Source organism: Methylorubrum rhodesianum, from assembly GCF_014199985.1.
Classification (GTDB): Bacteria; Pseudomonadota; Alphaproteobacteria; order Rhizobiales; family Beijerinckiaceae; genus Methylobacterium; species Methylobacterium rhodesianum.
Genome location: NZ_JACHOS010000001.1, coordinates 105,093 through 121,082 on the forward strand (window position 1 = coordinate 105,093; position 15,990 = coordinate 121,082).

The 15,990-nt window shown below is 68.5% G+C and carries 17 protein-coding genes; 4 read left to right on the plus strand and 13 right to left on the minus strand.

Translation table 11 applies throughout. The features are described 5' to 3' along the window. Positions 1–6: 6 nt before the first annotated feature. The 12 genes from HNR01_RS00470 to HNR01_RS00525 form a co-directional block, all read right to left on the minus strand. Positions 7–612 carry a hypothetical protein gene (locus tag HNR01_RS00470; protein WP_017482683.1) on the minus strand — a complete coding sequence of 202 codons (606 nt, stop codon included), beginning with the start codon at positions 610–612 and terminating at the stop codon, positions 7–9. A gap of 43 nt (positions 613–655) precedes the next feature. Beyond that, the gene (locus HNR01_RS00475; protein WP_153875697.1) at positions 656–901 is read right to left on the minus strand and encodes a hypothetical protein; all 246 of its coding nucleotides are present in this window, start codon (positions 899–901) and stop codon (positions 656–658) included. Positions 902–991: 90 nt separating this feature from the next. Next, positions 992–2,029, minus strand: coding sequence for a formate dehydrogenase subunit gamma (locus HNR01_RS00480; protein ID WP_153875696.1), 1,038 nt, complete (start codon positions 2,027–2,029; stop codon positions 992–994). 68 nt (positions 2,030–2,097) lie between these two features. After that, positions 2,098–2,694, minus strand: a complete 597-nt coding sequence (fdh3B, locus tag HNR01_RS00485) for a formate dehydrogenase FDH3 subunit beta (RefSeq protein ID WP_003605051.1) — start codon at positions 2,692–2,694, stop codon at positions 2,098–2,100. A 17-nt stretch (positions 2,695–2,711) separates the two neighbouring features. After that, positions 2,712–5,654 carry a formate dehydrogenase subunit alpha gene (locus HNR01_RS00490; protein ID WP_183665976.1) on the minus strand — a complete coding sequence of 981 codons (2,943 nt, stop codon included), beginning with the start codon at positions 5,652–5,654 and terminating at the stop codon, positions 2,712–2,714. A gap of 7 nt (positions 5,655–5,661) precedes the next feature. Next, complete coding sequence (locus HNR01_RS00495) at positions 5,662–5,907, minus strand: formate dehydrogenase (protein WP_017482687.1); 246 nt, start codon at positions 5,905–5,907, stop codon at positions 5,662–5,664. A 76-nt stretch (positions 5,908–5,983) separates the two neighbouring features. Beyond that, the gene (locus tag HNR01_RS00500) at positions 5,984–6,619 is read right to left on the minus strand and encodes a TorD/DmsD family molecular chaperone (RefSeq protein WP_153875729.1); all 636 of its coding nucleotides are present in this window, start codon (positions 6,617–6,619) and stop codon (positions 5,984–5,986) included. Between the two features lie 87 nt (positions 6,620–6,706). Further along, entirely contained in the window at positions 6,707–7,387 is a 681-nt protein-coding gene (locus HNR01_RS00505; RefSeq protein WP_183665978.1) for a DUF3306 domain-containing protein, read from the minus strand. Beyond that, on the minus strand, positions 7,384–7,926 hold the full coding sequence (locus HNR01_RS00510) for a DUF3305 domain-containing protein (protein ID WP_183665980.1): 543 nt from the start codon (positions 7,924–7,926) through the stop codon (positions 7,384–7,386). The genes HNR01_RS00505 and HNR01_RS00510 overlap by 4 nt, the downstream gene beginning before the upstream one ends. An 8-nt stretch (positions 7,927–7,934) precedes the next feature. After that, positions 7,935–8,945, minus strand: a complete 1,011-nt coding sequence (locus HNR01_RS00515) for a DUF6352 family protein (RefSeq protein ID WP_153875692.1) — start codon at positions 8,943–8,945, stop codon at positions 7,935–7,937. Next, the gene (locus HNR01_RS00520) at positions 8,942–9,520 is read right to left on the minus strand and encodes a DUF6505 family protein (protein WP_017482692.1); all 579 of its coding nucleotides are present in this window, start codon (positions 9,518–9,520) and stop codon (positions 8,942–8,944) included. The genes HNR01_RS00515 and HNR01_RS00520 overlap by 4 nt, the downstream gene beginning before the upstream one ends. Then, complete coding sequence (locus HNR01_RS00525) at positions 9,517–10,281, minus strand: biotin/lipoate--protein ligase family protein (protein ID WP_153875691.1); 765 nt, start codon at positions 10,279–10,281, stop codon at positions 9,517–9,519. Before HNR01_RS00525 ends, HNR01_RS00520 begins: the two co-directional genes overlap by 4 nt. Before the next feature lie 163 nt (positions 10,282–10,444). Here HNR01_RS00525 and HNR01_RS00530 point away from each other — a divergent pair, with 163 nt between their 5' ends. The 4 genes from HNR01_RS00530 (at position 10,445) to HNR01_RS00545 (ending at position 15,395) form a co-directional block, all read left to right on the plus strand. Continuing rightward, on the plus strand, positions 10,445–12,442 hold the full coding sequence (locus HNR01_RS00530; protein ID WP_183666377.1) for a 4Fe-4S binding protein: 1,998 nt from the start codon (positions 10,445–10,447) through the stop codon (positions 12,440–12,442). A 217-nt stretch (positions 12,443–12,659) separates the two neighbouring features. Then, positions 12,660–13,586, plus strand: a complete 927-nt coding sequence (locus HNR01_RS00535) for an ABC transporter ATP-binding protein (protein WP_183665982.1) — start codon at positions 12,660–12,662, stop codon at positions 13,584–13,586. A gap of 11 nt (positions 13,587–13,597) precedes the next feature. Then, positions 13,598–14,362 (plus strand): ABC transporter permease, encoded by a 765-nt coding sequence (locus HNR01_RS00540; protein ID WP_017482696.1) that lies wholly within the window; start codon positions 13,598–13,600, stop codon positions 14,360–14,362. 19 nt (positions 14,363–14,381) lie between these two features. After that, positions 14,382–15,395 (plus strand): hypothetical protein, encoded by a 1,014-nt coding sequence (locus tag HNR01_RS00545; RefSeq protein WP_183665984.1) that lies wholly within the window; start codon positions 14,382–14,384, stop codon positions 15,393–15,395. 17 nt (positions 15,396–15,412) lie between these two features. Here the strand turns inward: HNR01_RS00545 and HNR01_RS00550 are convergent, their stop codons facing one another. Then, on the minus strand, positions 15,413–15,877 hold the full coding sequence (locus HNR01_RS00550) for a hypothetical protein (RefSeq protein WP_183665986.1): 465 nt from the start codon (positions 15,875–15,877) through the stop codon (positions 15,413–15,415). Positions 15,878–15,990: the final 113 nt, after the last annotated feature.

Below are 15,990 nucleotides of genomic sequence, written 5' to 3' on the forward strand. Positions count from 1 at the left end.
GCCACGTCAAGGCTGGAAGAACTTGAGGTCGAGAGCCGCAAGCGCGAGCAGGGGCGGCGGCATGACCACGCCGGCCAAGCGCATGGAGCGGGCCGCCTCCCGACAGGCGGGGAGATCGTTGGCAGCGGCCGCCGCCTCGATCTTCCCAATGGTCGCCGGATCGGGCTTCGGAGCCGGAGCGGGCGTTGCCGGAGGAGGGGGATTCTTGGCCTCGGCATTGGCCTTGGCGTGCGGATTCACCGCCGGGTTGCCGGACTGATTGGCGGTCTGCTTGCCCGATGCAGGTCCGTTCCCGGTCTCGTTGACGGCGCCGCTGAGACCCGACGTCTTCTGAGGCTCGCCGCCGTCGGACGGCTTGCCGCCCTCAGTCTTTCCGGAGGGGTTCGAGACGGCGGTCGCCTGCTGCGCCGGCGTCGTCGCGGCCTTGTTGGCGGGTTCGGGCTGCTTCACGAACGCGACGAGCTCCTGGCAGAGATTGGCCGGCTTGCCCGAGGCCGCCTGGGGAGCGGGCGAAGCGGCAGGCGCCGCGTCCTGCGCTGCGGCGGCGCCGACGAGGAGCGCGTACGCCGCAAGGCCGCCGGCCAGATGCCGGGTGAGAGGCGAAGGCTTCATCGGGTCACTCCGTCGATTGTCCGCTAGGCGTGTCGGTCGGCGTTCAGGAGCGCTTCGGCTGCGAGGCCGTCCCCTCGGCCTTGCCGTGCGGCTCGGCCTCGGAGCCGTACTCGTCCGGAGCCGGGTCGCCGTTCCAGCGTGGACCGACGAGGTTGGTGCCGGGCTCTGACACGCGGGCGCCGGAGGTGGCGAAGGCCTGATAGGCGAACTTCTGATTGCTGGTGAGCGCGAACATCGCCAGCACCCCGAGGGCGACGGCGGCGATGATGGCGGCGATGAAGGCTTTCATGGTCGTGTCGTCCTTGGAGACTCGAGGCCTCGATGCGCGCGGGCGTCGCCCGGTGAGGGGGCCGGCCCGCGCCGCCGGCCTCCGGCTTGATTATTCGGCGGGCGCCGGATGGCCCTTCAGTTGCGGGCCGCTGCCGGTGCGCGCCTGCTCCTTCTCGACCCAGAGATCATGGTGCGCCCGCGCCCAGGCGAGATCTACCTTGCCGCTGCCCATGGCGTCGTAGGCGCCCTCCATGCCGAGCGTGCCGATATAGATGTGGGCGAGGATGCCGGCGATGAAGACGATGCCGATCACCGAGTGGATCACCTGCATCACCTGCATCCCGTTGATGTCGGTGAGCGCGAAGGGGAACAGCATCATCAAGCCGGTGGCGCCCATGGCCGCGCCGAACCCGGCGACCATCCAGAACACGCCCTTCTGACCCGCGTTGAAGCGGCCTGCATGGGGGTGGCCCTTGCCGATGAGTCCGCCGCCGGCCTTGATCCAGGCCCAATCGACCTTGCTCGGGATGTTGTCCCGGATCCAGAGCACGAACATGAAGGCGACGCCGAGCATGAACGGCCACGCGAGATAGACGTGGCTGTACTTGGCCCATTGCGCGATCGCGCCGAATGCTTCCGGGCCGATCAGCGGCATCAGCAGGCGCTTGCCGAAGATGTAGTTCAGGCCAGACAGCGACAGGATGATGAAGCACACCGCCGTCATCCAGTGGGTGAAGCGCTCGAAGGCGTTGAAGCGCAGGATCTTCTTCCCCGACTCCTGGCTGTGCTCCATCATGATCCGGCCACGGAACAGGAAGAACGCACCGAGGGCGGCGAGCATGCCGAGGATCACGAGTGCGCCGATCCAGGGCAGCCAGCGCTCGCGGAAATTCTGATACTCGCGGCCCTGCGGCTGGATCAGGTTGGCCGACTTGCCGTCCGGAATCGACACGCGGCCGCGGATCTTGGATTCCTGCTTGAACAGGAACTCCTCGTTGACCGAATCCGCCGTCGGCCGGGCGCCCATCGGATTCTGGCCATCGGCCTGGATCGGGTTCTGCGCCTGCGCCGGACTATGGGCGCCCGGCGCGGCAAGGAGCATCACCGCCAGGAAAAAGGTGCTGAGGAAGGTCGTCGCCCGCCGCATCGGCGTTCCTTTCGAAGGGTCGTCACAGCTCGCCGGAGCGGGCTCGGTCAGCCCGCGCCGGCAGGGGCTCAGATCGCCACGGTCTCGCGGTAGGCCGTCTTCCAGCCCCAGGCGCCGGAGCCGTAGCCGCGCTTGATCACCCGCTGCTTGTAGATTTCGGCGATCATCTCGCCGTCGCCGGCGAGGAGCGCCTTGGTCGAGCACATCTCGGCGCAGAGCGGCAGCTTGCCCTCGGCGAGACGGTTCGAGCCGTACTTCTCGTACTCGGCGGTCGAGAAGTCGGGCTCGGGGCCGCCGGAGCAGTAGGTGCACTTGTCCATCTTGCCGCGCGAACCGAAGTTCCCCACCCGCGGGTATTGCGGCGCGCCGAACGGGCAGGCGTAGAAGCAGTAGCCGCAGCCGATGCAGATGTCCTTGGAGTGCAGCACCACGGCATCCGCCGTGGTGTAGAAGCAGTTCACCGGGCACACCGCCGCGCAGGGCGCGTCGGTGCAGTGCATGCAGGCCATCGAGACCGAGCGCTCGCCGGGCTTGCCGTCGTTGAGCGTGACGACGCGCCGCCGGTTGATGCCCCAGGGCACCTCGTGCTCGTTCTTGCAGGCGGTGACGCAGGCGTTGCACTCGATGCAGCGGTCCGCGTCGCAGAGGAACTTCATCCGGGCCATAGTTTGGGTCGCTCCTCTCAGGCCGCTGCGATCTGGCACAGGGTGCACTTCGTTTCCTGCATGCCCGTCACAGGATCGAAGCCGTAGGTGGTCACGGTGTTCACGCTCTCGCCGAGCACCACCGGGTCGGTGCCCTTCGGGTAGTAGTCGCGCATGTCCTTGCCCTGGTACCAACCGGAGAAGTGGAAGGGCATGAAGGCCACGCCCTTGCCGACGCGGTCGGTCACCAGCGCCTTGACCTTGGTCTTGGCGTTGTTCTCGGCACCCGAGACCCAGACCCACTGACCATCCTTGATGCCGCGCTCGGCCGCGTCGCCGGTGTTGATCTCGACGAACATGTCCTGCTGCAGCTCGGCGAGCCACGGGTTCGAGCGGGTCTCCTCGCCGCCGCCCTCGTACTCGACGAGGCGGCCCGAGGTGAGGATGATCGGGAAGTCCTTGGCGACACCGCGATCGACCACCGACTTCTGTACCGAGAAGCCGATATTCGGCATGCGCAGCTGCCGCTCGTCGGGACGGGTCGGGTACTTCGCCACCAGTTCGGGGCGCGGCGAGTAGACCGGCTCGCGGTGGACCGGCACCGGATCGGGCAGGTTCCAGGCATTGGCCCGGGCCTTGCCGTTGCCGAAGGGCGAGACGCCGTGGTCGAGGCAGACGCGCTGGATACCGCCCGAGAGGTCGGTCGCCCAGCTCACGGTGTCGGGCTTCTCACCACCGATCTTGAGGATCGTGGCGAGTTCGTCGGGCGTGAGATCCTTGTCCCAGCCGAGCTTCTTGAACACCCCGAAGGTGAATTCGGGATAGCCGTCGGTCAGGTCCGAGCCCTTCGAGAACGAATTCTCGGCCAGCAGGGTCTGGCCGTTGCGCTCGGTGCCGAACCGGGCGCGGAAGCCGCCGCCGCCCTCCTTCACGTGGAGATTGGTGTTGTAGAGGATCGCCGAGCCCGGATGCCGGATCTCGGGCTTGCCCCAGCACGGCCAGGGCAGGCCGTAATAGTCGCCGCCGACCTCCGGATCGTCCTTGGGCGCGCGCAGCGTCACCAGGTCGAACTTGTGCTGGTTGCGCATATGCGCCTTCAGCCGCTCCGGCGACTGCCCGCAATAGCCCGTCGACCAGCCGCCCCGGTTGATCTCGCGCAGGATGTCCTCGGCTTCCGGGACCCCGTTCTCGACCTTGATGTTCTTGCAGAGCTTGTCGGCGAAGCCGAGCTTCTCCGCGAGACGGTAGAGGACCTCGTAGTCGTTCTTCGACTCGAAGGCCGGCTTCACGATCTGCTCGCCCCACTGAATCGAGCGGTTCGAGGCCGTGCGCGAGCCGTCCATCTCCAGCGAGGTGCAGATCGGCAGGAGGTAGGTGTTGTCCTGCCGGGCGTCGAGCGCGGCGAAGGTGGTCGGATGCGGATCGGCCACGACCAGCAGTTCGAGCTTGTTCATGCCCTCGATCGCCTCGGGCATGCGGGTCACGGTGTTGCCGCCATGGCCGAACACCATGAAGGCCTTGACCGGGCTGCGCTGGTCGATCTGCTCCGGAGGCAGGTTCACGGCATCGAACCAGCGGGTCGAGGTGATGCCGGGCGCCTCCATGTTCTCCTTGCGGGTGCGCGCCTTGCGGCCGCCCTTCGCCGGAACCTCATCGAAGCGCGACTGCAGCCACTCGTACTCGACTTCCCAGACGCGGGCCCAGTGGCGCCAGCCGCCCTCGACGAGGCCGTAGTAGAGCGGCAGGGACGTCACATCGAGACCGAGGTCTGTCGCACCCTGCACGTTGGTGTGGCCGCGGAAGATGTTGGCGCCCGTTCCCGGCTTACCGACATTGCCGGTGGCCAGGCACAGGATGCAGAGCGCGCGCACGTTCGCCGTGCCGACCGTGTGCTGGGTCGCGCCCATGCACCAGATCAGGGTCGCCGGCTTCTCCTTGGCGAACTTCTCCGCCACGCGGCGCAGCTGCTCGCCCGGCACGCCCGAGACGCGCTCGACCTCGTCGGGCGTCCACTTGGCGACTTCCTTGCGCACGTCGTCCATCGCGTAGACGCGCTGGGCAATGAACTCCTTGTCCTCCCAGCCATTCTGGAAGATGTGCCAGAGGATGCCCCAGACCACCGGAATGTCGGTACCGGAGCGGATGCGCACGTACTCGGTCGCGTGGGCAGCGGTGCGGGTGAAGCGCGGATCAATGACGATCATGTTCGCGCGGTTGATCTCCTTGCCCGACAGCACGTGCTGCATGGAGATCGGGTGCGCCTCGGCCGGGTTGCCGCCGAGGATGATCATCGTCTTGGCGTTGCGGATATCGTTGTAGCTGTTCGTCTGAGCGCCGTAGCCCCAGGTGTTGGCCACGCCCGCCACCGTGGTCGAGTGACAGATGCGCGCCTGATGGTCGATCGAGTTCGTGCCCCACAGGGCCGCGAACTTGCGCATCAGGTAGGCGGCCTCGTTGGTGAACTTGGCCGAGCCGAGCCAGTAGACCGAGTCCGCGCCGTTCTTCTCGCGAATGGCGGTCAGCTTGGTGCCGATCTCCTCGTAGGCCTGATCCCACGAGATCCGCTTCCACTGCCCGCCCTCGAGCTTCATCGGGTATTTGAGGCGGCGGTCGGAGGAGACCAGCTCGCGGATCGCCGCACCCTTGGCGCAGTGCGTGCCGCGATTGATCGGGCTCGCCCAGGACGGCTCCTGACCGACCCAGACGCCGTTCACGACCTCGGCGGTAACCGTGCAGCCCACGGAGCAGTGGGTGCAGACGTTCTTCTTGATGACCGTGTCCGGGCCGACCGCGGAGGATCCCGCGGCCTTGGCCTTCCGCACCGAGCCGAGCTGGATCGTACCGGCAGCGGCGAGCGCGCCGGCGGTCAGGCCGGATTTCCGCAGGAAGGCGCGGCGGTCGAGCACGCCCGCGGCGAGGCCGGCGGCGACGGCCTGGTGCTTGGTGCGAGCAGCCTCGCCGCTCTTGCGCTTGATCAGCATGGCAGCCTCACTTCGGACCGGTCGATGCCGGATCGGTGTTCTTCTTGAGGGTCTCGTAGCCGTTGGTGCGGTAGAACGCCTTTACGTGGTCGCTCTCCCGATACCGGGCCCTGGTCTCGTCGTTGCCGGGATCGTAGGCCTGCGCCTCGGTCGCCCCCATCGGCGAGGCTACGGCCGCCGCGGCGGCGACCGTGCTGCCACCGAGCGCCCGGAAGAACTGGCGACGACCGAGCGTCTTCGGATCCTGTCGCATCACCCTCGTCTCCTTCGGCGGCTGCCTGCTCTCCGGCAACGCGCCTCGATCCCATTTGTCACGATCGAGAAGCCCTTCAGCCTTCCATGGCGAAGGCTTCCGCCTCGATCTCGATGAACGCGCGGCCAAGCCCCCCGACCGCGCGGTAGAAGTGTCCCGCCTTCGCGTTCTCCAGGTCGGCGAAGAAGCGTTCGGCCCAGGGCTCGATGTGGCGGGCAAAGAAGCGCGCCTGCATGCTGGGCTCGGCCTCGAACCGGCCAGCCGCGAGCCCCGCCATCACCTCCAAGAGGATCGCAAGATGATCCTCCGGCTCGCTCATCGACTCGTCGCGCTCGATGCCGAGCGCGGCGAAGTCCTCGCGCACGCGGGCGAGCGGACGCTCGTTGAGGAAGCCGGTGAGATAGTAAGAGGCGTAAGGCAGAAGCTCGCCGCGGCCGACACCGATGAACAGCGCGAAGTACTCGCGCTCCACCGCCTCAGCACCGGTCTCCGCCGCCGCGCGGCGCAGGGCCGCGACCTGCCGGCCGAGAACGCCCTCGCCATCCTTGAGTGCGACGAGCGCGGCCAGCAACGATGGGTCCGGAGCGCGCCCGAGCAGGGCGGCCAGGAGATCGTATTGCTGCGCGCGCAGGAGATCGATGTCGTCCGGCAGCCCGCCGACACCAGACACCTCATCTCCCGGAAGTGCCATCACCGACGCAACCGAACCCATCATGTCCCTCGGGCCCGTCTCAAGGACCGCTTGTTTGGACCGATAATAAAAAGCGTTTTGATCTGCCGCAATCGAAATGCGCGTGAATTACGAGGGCATCGCCCCTCCATGGCGCCGCAGGCGGGGCCGAACTGGGGCTGATTGCGCTACCTCGGCATGATCATCCGGCAAAGCGGCGACATGAGGCGGCGAAACGGCCGTCGGCGGCGTCGCCTTCTCGAATCGGGCGATCGCCTTGGGCTCGGGACCTTCCGCAGTCGCAGGGGCTTCACGAGACTCCGTTGCGGCCTCCGCGGCCTCGGGCTCCGACGCGGCCTCTTCCGCGACGGGAACGCCGTCGACGACGCGCTTCAGCATCGCCTTCACATCGTCGATCGGGAGGAGGGGGCCCATGCCCGGCACGCCACCCGGCGTGTTCCAGTCGTAGGCATATTCCCGTGCCTCGCTGACGAAGTCTCGGATCGCCGGATCGAGCGACCACATCCGCCGCAGGGCCGCGTTGCGCAGGGCCGTCGGGACACCGGCCTGAAGAAAGGCGGTGAGGTCGGTTTCCGGCGTCAGGGCATCGAGCGACGGGAGACGCGCGAGCCAGTCGTCCGGCACGGGGTCCGGACCACCATCGGCGCGGAGGTCGGCCTCGCTCGGCGGAGCGGCGCTGCCGAGGGCCTCGCTTCCGACCGTGTCCGGTGCGGCGGGCGGTTCCTGCCGCTCGGCGGTGCGCACGGCGACCTTGCGGCGGGCCCAGCGGGAGAGGAAGCTGTCGCTCATTCCGGCTTCCCCTGCATGCCCGGTGCCCGCCGGGCCAGGGCCTCGGGGTCGGCGCGGTCGCGCTTGCGCTTCTCGAACTTGCGCTCGATGTGGAACGCTTCGAAGAAGGCCAGCAGCTTCGCCTGAATCTCGGGCGGCATCGGCACGGCCTCGACGATCTCGCCGATGCCCTCGGCCATCGACTCGCCCTCGTAGGGGTCGGCGGTGACGCTCGCGACTTCGTAGGTGTCCTCCGCCGTGGCGTGCAGGGTGACCCAGAGAGAAGGGCGGCCGGAGACGAGGTTGTCGCGATAATGCGCCGTCTCGGCGATGTGCAGCATCACCTCGTGGGCGCCGGCGTAGAAGGTCGCTTCGTCCTCCGTCTCGGAGAGTTGGGTCCAGGGGGCGGCCTGTGGCGCCGCCGGCAGGGCGGCCACCGGCAGCCAGGCATGGCTCGCCCATGGTCCTTTCAGACGACGGCGCGCCACGATGATGCCGACCTCGAAGCGGTCCTCCGGCAAGCGTTGCGGCAGCGTCTGCGGCGTGTCGTCCGATGTCATGTCCAGCCTCACGCGGCGGCCCGGTCGGAAGCCAGCGGCAATCCGACAACGAGATTCTGGGGCTTGAGCTGCACCGTCTTATCCGGCGTCATGGCGAGCAACAGGTAGACCGGCCGGTCACCGACCCGCGGGTCGACACTGGCCGGATCGGCGAAGGTGAGGCTGAACACGGCGATTACCCGCTCGCGGGCAGCGTCATCGAGCGTTTCGCCCCGCCAGAGCGCATTGCCGATCCGCGTGCCCTCGGCATCGAGTCCGACGAACCAGCGCCAGTCGGGATCCTCCAGTTGGGCAAGCGGCGCGACCGTGACCTCGGCGTTGAGCAAGTGGCGCACGAAAGCCTCGATCGCCCGTGCCAAGCCGTCCCGGCTTCGGGCACTGGAACTGAGATTGAGCGCCATGGTGAAGGCGTCCGATCGGCTCCAATAGGTCCAGGCGTTCTCCTCGTTGAGAATATCGAGTTCGCTCGCAGCCTTCTTGCCGAGCATCGAGACCAGGGGCGAGAGCGGCGCACCACCCTCCCGCGCCTCGATCACCTCGGCATCGGCGAGCAGCACCGCGCCCTCGTGAAGGCTCACCCGCTGCGGCCGGAAGAACAACTCGGCGGCGCGCAGCACGAACGGGTCGTCGCAGCCGTCCAGGGCGTTGCGCAGGATCAGGTGAACGAGCTGGCTCAGGAAGAGGCCCGGCACGCCCTGCAGCCCGCCGCGCACCAGCGCGAGATAGGCCGCCTCGACCGACCGAGCCGACAGGAGACGGTCGCGGAAGGCGAGCATCACCGCCCAGTTCTCCCGCGCATCCGCATCCGCGATCTTGTCGACTTCACCGCTCTCGACCCGCCGGCGCGGGTCGGTGAGCAGGCTGGCATGGAGCGCGCGCTCGGCCGCGCAGGCCTCCTCCGGCGGCACCAGTTCGGGACGCGCCAGATAGGCCAGGATCAGCTCGTCGGTGACGGCGAGGCCGCCGCCCTCGGTGCGCTGCGTGAGATGATGGCCGCTCGATACCCAGAACTCGGTCATGCTCGCTTCGCCCCCGCGGGGGCTCCGTTCAGAAGGCCCAGAAGGTCGGCCTGCTCCTCAGGTCCGTCCTCGTCGGTCTCGACGAAGTGGAAGGCGCGCCCGTGCAGCGGGTCCGCGCCCGGCGCGCGCTGGTGCAGGGTGCGGAACTCCTCCGCGATCTCACCGTCGCGCTCGCTTCGATGCATCGCCACCACGCTCCCGACCGGCAGGTTGCACAGCGAGGCCGCGACCTCGATCTCCTCGCGCGCGGCGGCGCATGCGGCCTCGCGATCCGGCGCGCCGAGACGCTCGTGGATATGACGGGCGAGGTCCTCGACCGCGGCTTCGCGCTCCGCATCGCTCGCCTCGCTGACGACGACGAGCGTGGAGAAGCCGAGCGAACGCACGCCGACGAAGCCGGAGCGGAACGCCGCCCGATCCTTGCCGGTCAGGGCCGAGAGATCGGCATCGAAGAACAGGAACGATCCCGTCACCGCCCACTCGCCGGGCTCGGCGGCCTGAGCGAAGACGAAGGTGTCGGAGGGGTCGAGCCGCAAGGTGCGCGGCAGCTTGCCCGACGTCTGGGTTTTCGTCACAGCCGCACCATTCCGGTGGCCGGGTCGCGCCAGGTGGGGGTGACCAGCGCCGGCATCAGCGGCAGGGATTCGCCGCGCCCGTCGGCGTGGATGAGCCGGGCATCGCCCTCCGGATCGATCGTTGCCCGCGCCCCCGGCGGCAGAGCGAGGCGGGCGAGGTAGCGTCCGGTCGAGCGCGCGGCACCGTCCTCGCTCCAGATCTCGAACGCCTTGGTCAGGTGGCGGGCGAAGCTCTCCACCAGCGCCTCGCGCAGGTCCGTGGGGAAGCCTTCCTCCTCCAGGGAGGTGGACTCGGGCGTGAGGCCGGGATCGCCCGCATCCCGCTTTGAGGCGATCAGCATCGCCGAGAAAACGAGCCAATCCGGCGTCTCGGTTTCGGCGCAGCCCTGCGGCCAGTGCAGGGTGCCACCGCCGAGGCGTGCTCCGTTGAAGGTTAGGGTGTCGGGCCACAGGAAGGTCACCGGGATCTCCGGCGGACCGAAGGTGCCGACCGTATCCGCCAGGGCCTGCATTCCGACGAAGAAGGCCCGCCGCGCCGTCGCGAGTGCCTCCGTCGGCGCCAGCACCACGGCGAGCGCGATGACGTCGTCGCGCTCTTCCATCAGGAGGGTTCCGGCATCCGCCGCGCCGGTCTCGGCCAGCCGGCAGGCATGCCCGGCAGCACCGAGGGCGCCCGCCGCAACGAGTCCCGTGAAGGCCGGGGGCAGGACCAGGGGAGCGGGGCGCAGAGCCGGCGATCCGATATCGAGGGGGAGGGTCATGAGCCGTGCCGGGCGCCTGCGCCCGCATGTCCGTTCGTCGTTTTAGAATGATACGAGTATATGGAAGGCAGGCCCCCGCGCGAAGGGCCCTCCGGCTCTTCCAATCGTCTCAGGTTCAATCGTGTCCGATCGTCTCGTGTTCGCCTGTTCCTGCGAGAAGACGATGCCGCTCGATGTCGCGGCCCTCGAAAAGGGTTGCGGCGGTCGCGTGCGCACCGCCGACCAGCTCTGCGGCCGTGAACTCGACCGCTACCGCGAAGCCCTGGCCTCGGGTGCGCCGATCACCGTCTCCTGCACGCTGCAGGCACCTCTGTTCGAGGAGGTCGCCGCCGAGCACGAGGCGGAGGAGCGCGTCGCTTTCGCCAAGATCCGCGAGACCGCCGGTTGGTCGTCGCAGGCCGACAGATCCGGTCCGAAGATGGCCGCCCTGCTCGCTGCGGCGGCGGAGGCGGTGCCCGTCGCCGGCACCGTGCCGCTGGAGAGCCGGGGCGTCGCCCTGATCTACGGGCGCGACGAGGCCGCGATCGAGGCCGGGCGGCGTTTGGCCGAGCATCTCGATGTGACGGTGCTGCTGAGCCGGCCGGGCGAGGTCGCGCCGCTCCACCGCAACGAGTTTCCGGTGCTCCGGGGCACGGTGCGCGGAGCGACCGGCCATCTCGGGGCGTTCGAACTGCGCATCGACGATTACGCCCTGCCGGCACCGTCCTCGCGCACGCATCTCGTGTTCGGGGCGGGACGGGACGGCGCGGTCTCGACCTGCGACCTGATCCTCGATCTCACCGGCGGCACGCCACTCTTCCCCGCGCACGAATTGCGCAGCGGCTACCTGCGCGCCGATCCGCGCGACCCGGCGGCGGTCGAGCGGGCGGTGATGGCGGCGTCCCACCTCGTCGGCGAGTTCGACAAGACCCGCTTCATCGACTTCCGCGGCGAGCTCTGCGCCCATTCCCGCTCACGCATCACCGGCTGCACCCGCTGCCTCGATGTCTGCCCGACGGGAGCCATCGCGCCGGCCGGCGACACCGTGGCGATCGACCCTTACGTCTGCGCCGGCTGCGGAAGCTGCGCCGCCGTCTGTCCCACAGGGGCGGCCAACTACGCCTTGCCGCCGGCCGATGCTCTGATGCGCCGCCTGCGTAGCCTGATGCGCGCCTATCGCGCGGCGGGCGGCGCCGATGCGGTGGTGCTGTTCCACGACGGTGACCACGGCGAGCCGCTGATCGACGCGCTCGGCCGCTATGGCGAGGGCCTCCCGGCCCACGTCCTGCCGGTGCGCGTCAACGAGGTGACGCAACTCGGCCCCGAGATCCTGGCCGCCCTGTTCGCCTACGGTGCGGCCGGAGTGCGCGTTCTGGTGCGCGCGCGCCCGAAGCACGACCTCGACAGCCTGCACCGTACCGTCTCGCTCGGCCGGACGCTGGCCGACGCGCTCGGCTACGGCGCCGGCTCGGAGGCGCCGACCGTCGCCCTGATAGAGACCGACGATCCCGACGCGCTCGGCGCGGCACTTCGCGCGGACATGCCAGGATACGCTGCGGCGGCGGCGGCCGGCTTCGTCCCTGTCGGCGGCAAACGCGAGATGCTGCGCCTTGCCTTCCGGGAGATGCACGCCGCCGCGCCCACCCCGGTCGCCGCGGTGCCGCTGGCGGCCGGGGCGCCGTTCGGCGGCCTCGAATTTCGCACTGAGGACTGCACGCTCTGTCTCTCCTGTGTCGGTGCCTGCCCGACCCATGCCCTGTCGGATAGCGCCGACCGGCCGCTGCTCGCCTTCGAGGAGAGCCTCTGCGTGCAGTGCGGCCTGTGCGCGGCTACCTGCCCGGAAGACGTCATCAGCTTGAAGCCGCAGATCGACTTCGCGGCTTGGAGCGAACCGCGCCGGATCGTGAAGGAGGAGGAGCCGTTCTGCTGCGTCACCTGCGCCAAGCCGTTCGGCACCCGGGCGACCATCGAGCGGGTGATCGGCAAGCTGCGGGAGCGTCACTGGATGTTCTCGGGCGAGGCCGGCGAGCAGCGCCTCCGCTCGCTGATGATGTGCGACGATTGCCGTGTCGAGGCGGCGCTCAACCAGGGCTTCGATCCTCACGCCGCGCCGCCCGCGAAGCCGCGCACCACCGAGGATTATCTTCGCGAGCGGCAGGACGCGGGCCGGCTGCAGGGCTGAGCACAAAAAACGACCCGCCTTCATTTCGAGGGCAGGTCGGGTTCAGGGATGTTTTGTCGCAGGAGAACACTTCGACAAACCTCGGACCAAGGCCCGGTTCCGCGGACCGCGCGCGAAACCCGACGAAATCGGTGCGAAATGTAACCGGCAAACGCAGGGTTCACCGCTTCGATCGCCGTGCTATAGGGCGCGCCCCATCCGCCAGCCCTGAGCCCCGATGCCACCGATCGTCTCGATCGCGAACCTGTCGAAGGTCTACGCCTCGGGGTTGCACGCTCTGCGCGACGTAAACCTCGACATCGCCAAAGGCGAAATCTTTGCGCTGCTCGGGCCCAACGGCGCCGGCAAGTCGACCCTCATCAACATCGTCTGCGGGATCGTGACGCCGAGTACCGGCGAGATCCGCGTCGGCGGCCACGACATCCTCGGCCAGTATCGCGCCGCGCGGCGGCTGATCGGGCTGGTGCCGCAGGAACTCACCACCGACGCCTTCGAGAAGGTGTGGGACACCGTGAGCTTTAGCCGCGGCCTGTTCGGGCTCGCCAAGAACCCGGCCCATATCGAGCGAGTGCTGCGGGATCTCTCCCTCTACGACAAGCGCGAGAGCCGCATCATGCAGCTTTCCGGCGGCATGAAGCGCCGGGTGCTGATCGCCAAGGCGCTCGCGCACGAGCCGCAGGTGCTGTTCCTCGACGAGCCGACGGCAGGCGTCGACGTGGAGCTGCGCCAGGACATGTGGCGCCTCGTGCGCCGCCTGCGCGATCAGGGCGTCACGGTGATCCTCACCACCCACTACATCGAGGAGGCCGAGGAGATGGCCGACCGGGTGGGGGTGATCCGCAAGGGGGAGATCATCCTCGTGGAGGACAAGGTCGAGCTGATGCGCAAGCTCGGCAAGAAGCAGCTGATCCTGCATCTGCGCGAGGCGGTCTCGGTCCTGCCCAAAAACCTCGCGCGCCACGATCTCCAGATCGGCGAGGACGGACGCACCCTCGTCTACACCTACGACACGCGGCGCCAGCGCACCGGCATCACCGGCCTGCTCGGCGAGCTGGCCGATGCCGGCATCGCCTTCACCGATCTCGATACCAGCCAGAGCTCGCTCGAAGACATCTTCGTCGATCTCGTCCGCGAGCGCGCGTGAGGACCGTGTCCATGCTGAACGTCCCAGCGATCCTCGCCATCTACCGCTTCGAGATGGCCCGTTTCTGGCGCACGGCCCTGCAGAGCATCGTCGCACCGGTGATCTCCACCTCGCTCTACTTCGTGGTGTTCGGGGCCGCGATCGGTTCACGGGTGCAGACGGTGGACGGGGTGCCCTACGGCCTTTTCATCGTGCCGGGGCTGATGATGCTCTCACTGCTGACGCAGAGCGTGTCGAACGCCTCTTTCGGCATCTACTTCCCGCGCTTCGCCGGCACGATCTACGAGATCCTGTCGGCCCCGATCTCGCCCTTCGAGGTCGTGCTCGGCTATGTCGGCGCGGCGGCGACGAAGGCGATCGTGATCGGCCTCACCATCCTCGCCACCGCCGCCCTGTTCGTTCCGCTGCATATCGAGCACCCGTTCTGGATGGTGTTCTTCCTGCTGCTGACGGCCATCACCTTCAGCCTGTTCGGCTTCGTGATCGGGCTGTGGGCCGACGGGTTCGAGAAGCTTCAGCTGGTGCCGCTCCTTATCGTCACGCCGCTGACCTTCCTCGGTGGCAGCTTCTACTCCATCGACATGCTGCCGCCGTTCTGGCGGGCGGTGAGCCTGTTCAACCCGGTGGTCTACCTCGTGAGCGGCTTCCGATGGGCCTTCTTCGGCAAGGGTGACGTGGCGGTCGGCATCAGCATCGCCGCGACGCTCGCCTTCCTCGCGCTGTGCCTCGGTCTCGTGACCTACATCTTCCGTACGGGGTACCGGCTGAAGAGCTGATCCGATCGAAGGTGGGCAGATGGCGCGGGATCCCTACATCGTCAGGCGCGACAGCCTCGCGGCGGCCTTTCCGCCCGGGCACGAGCCGCCCGCGCTCCTCCTCGACTTCGCGGATTGGCTCGAGGGGCGCCCCTGGGGCAGCCTGGGCTGCTTCCGGCTCGAGGGAACGCTGAGTGACGAGGCGCCGGTCGTCGACGGCGGCACCCTGCGCCGGGAATTCTCGCTCTTCCTCTACCTGCCCGACGGTTCGCTCGTCGGCTTCTGGCACCCGGACGGCATGCCGACGGCGGCGAGCCCCATCGTCGGTCTCGGTTCCGAGGGCGAGGCCGCGATTCTCGCGGGCTCACTCGAAGGCTTCCTGGCCAAGCTCGCCCGCAACGCGTTCTCGGATTCAGGTTGGAGCGACCTCGCGGCTGACGAGGACGACGAAGAGGACGAGGAAGACGACGGTGATGGAGGCGAACTGGTGCCGGTCGCGGACGAAGACGCCCGTGACGCGCTCGCGGAATGGCTCGGGGCGCGGATCGGGGCGGAACGCCTGAACGAGTTGGCGAGCGAGGAGTGCGCCTCGACGGCTTTCGCGGCACGGATGGAGGCCTGGATGCAGGAGCGCGAGGGCTACTGGGTCGGGCATCCGATCCTCATCGAGATCGGGCGCGCCCTGGCCGCCCACCGTCCTCCCGGCAGGACTCCGTGGGATCGGACCCGCCTGAGGGCCGCACTAGTCGGGACCCTCTGCGAGGTGCAGGTTTATCGCGCCGGGCCTCAACCGGTCCCGGAAGCCGCCCAGGTCGAGCCGCTCCTGCGTGCCCTGCGTGACGAGCAGCAGCGATCCGATCCCGATCTCGGCTTCTGGTTCGAAATCCACCTCGCGCTCGATGCGCAGGGCCGCATCCTGCCCCGCTTCGACTACCAGGTCCGTCCCGAGATCGGCGGTGCACCGGCGCCGGTCGAGGCGGCGCGGTTCGATCTCGCGCGGGCGCCGCGCCCGGCGCGATGGGTGCCGGGGTGGCTCGCGGCTGCGAGCGTATAAGAGTCTCGCCGCTTCGCTCAGAGCGGCCGTACCGCGTCGAGGGTCAGCATCCGTGCCGCCGCCCCACAGGCGAGTACGCGAAGCGACACCTTTCGGCCGACGGTCAGGATCGTTTCGAGAGATTGCTTGACCGTGCCGTTGGTGGCGGCGTCGAGGGTTCGGTAGCCGTCCTCGACGTTGATGAAGCTTCGCTGACCGGACGGCTCCTCGATGACGACGGATTGAAGATAGAGGCCGTCGCGGCCGAACTCCCGCTTCGCGATCCGGCCCGTCAGCTTGGCCGGCAGGCAGCCTTCGTCCGAGGAGAGATTGCTGAGGGCGACGACCTTCCCCCCGGCATAGGTCAGCTTCGGCCGTGCCGTAGCCGCACCGCCGAATACCAGCAGAAGGATCGCGAGGAGGATGAGCGCCGTGGCGAAGGCGTCCGCCACGAGCGAGCGAACGGCGCCGCTCCCCGCAATCTGCGAAGTCCGACCAAACATGACCGATTCCCGAAGCCCGCCCAGAGCTTTGGCGCGGATCGGGTTCCGGCGGCAGTCCGCCAAACGATCTACCACTGATAGGCCAGGACGACCCGTCCGCGCCGCTGCGGGCA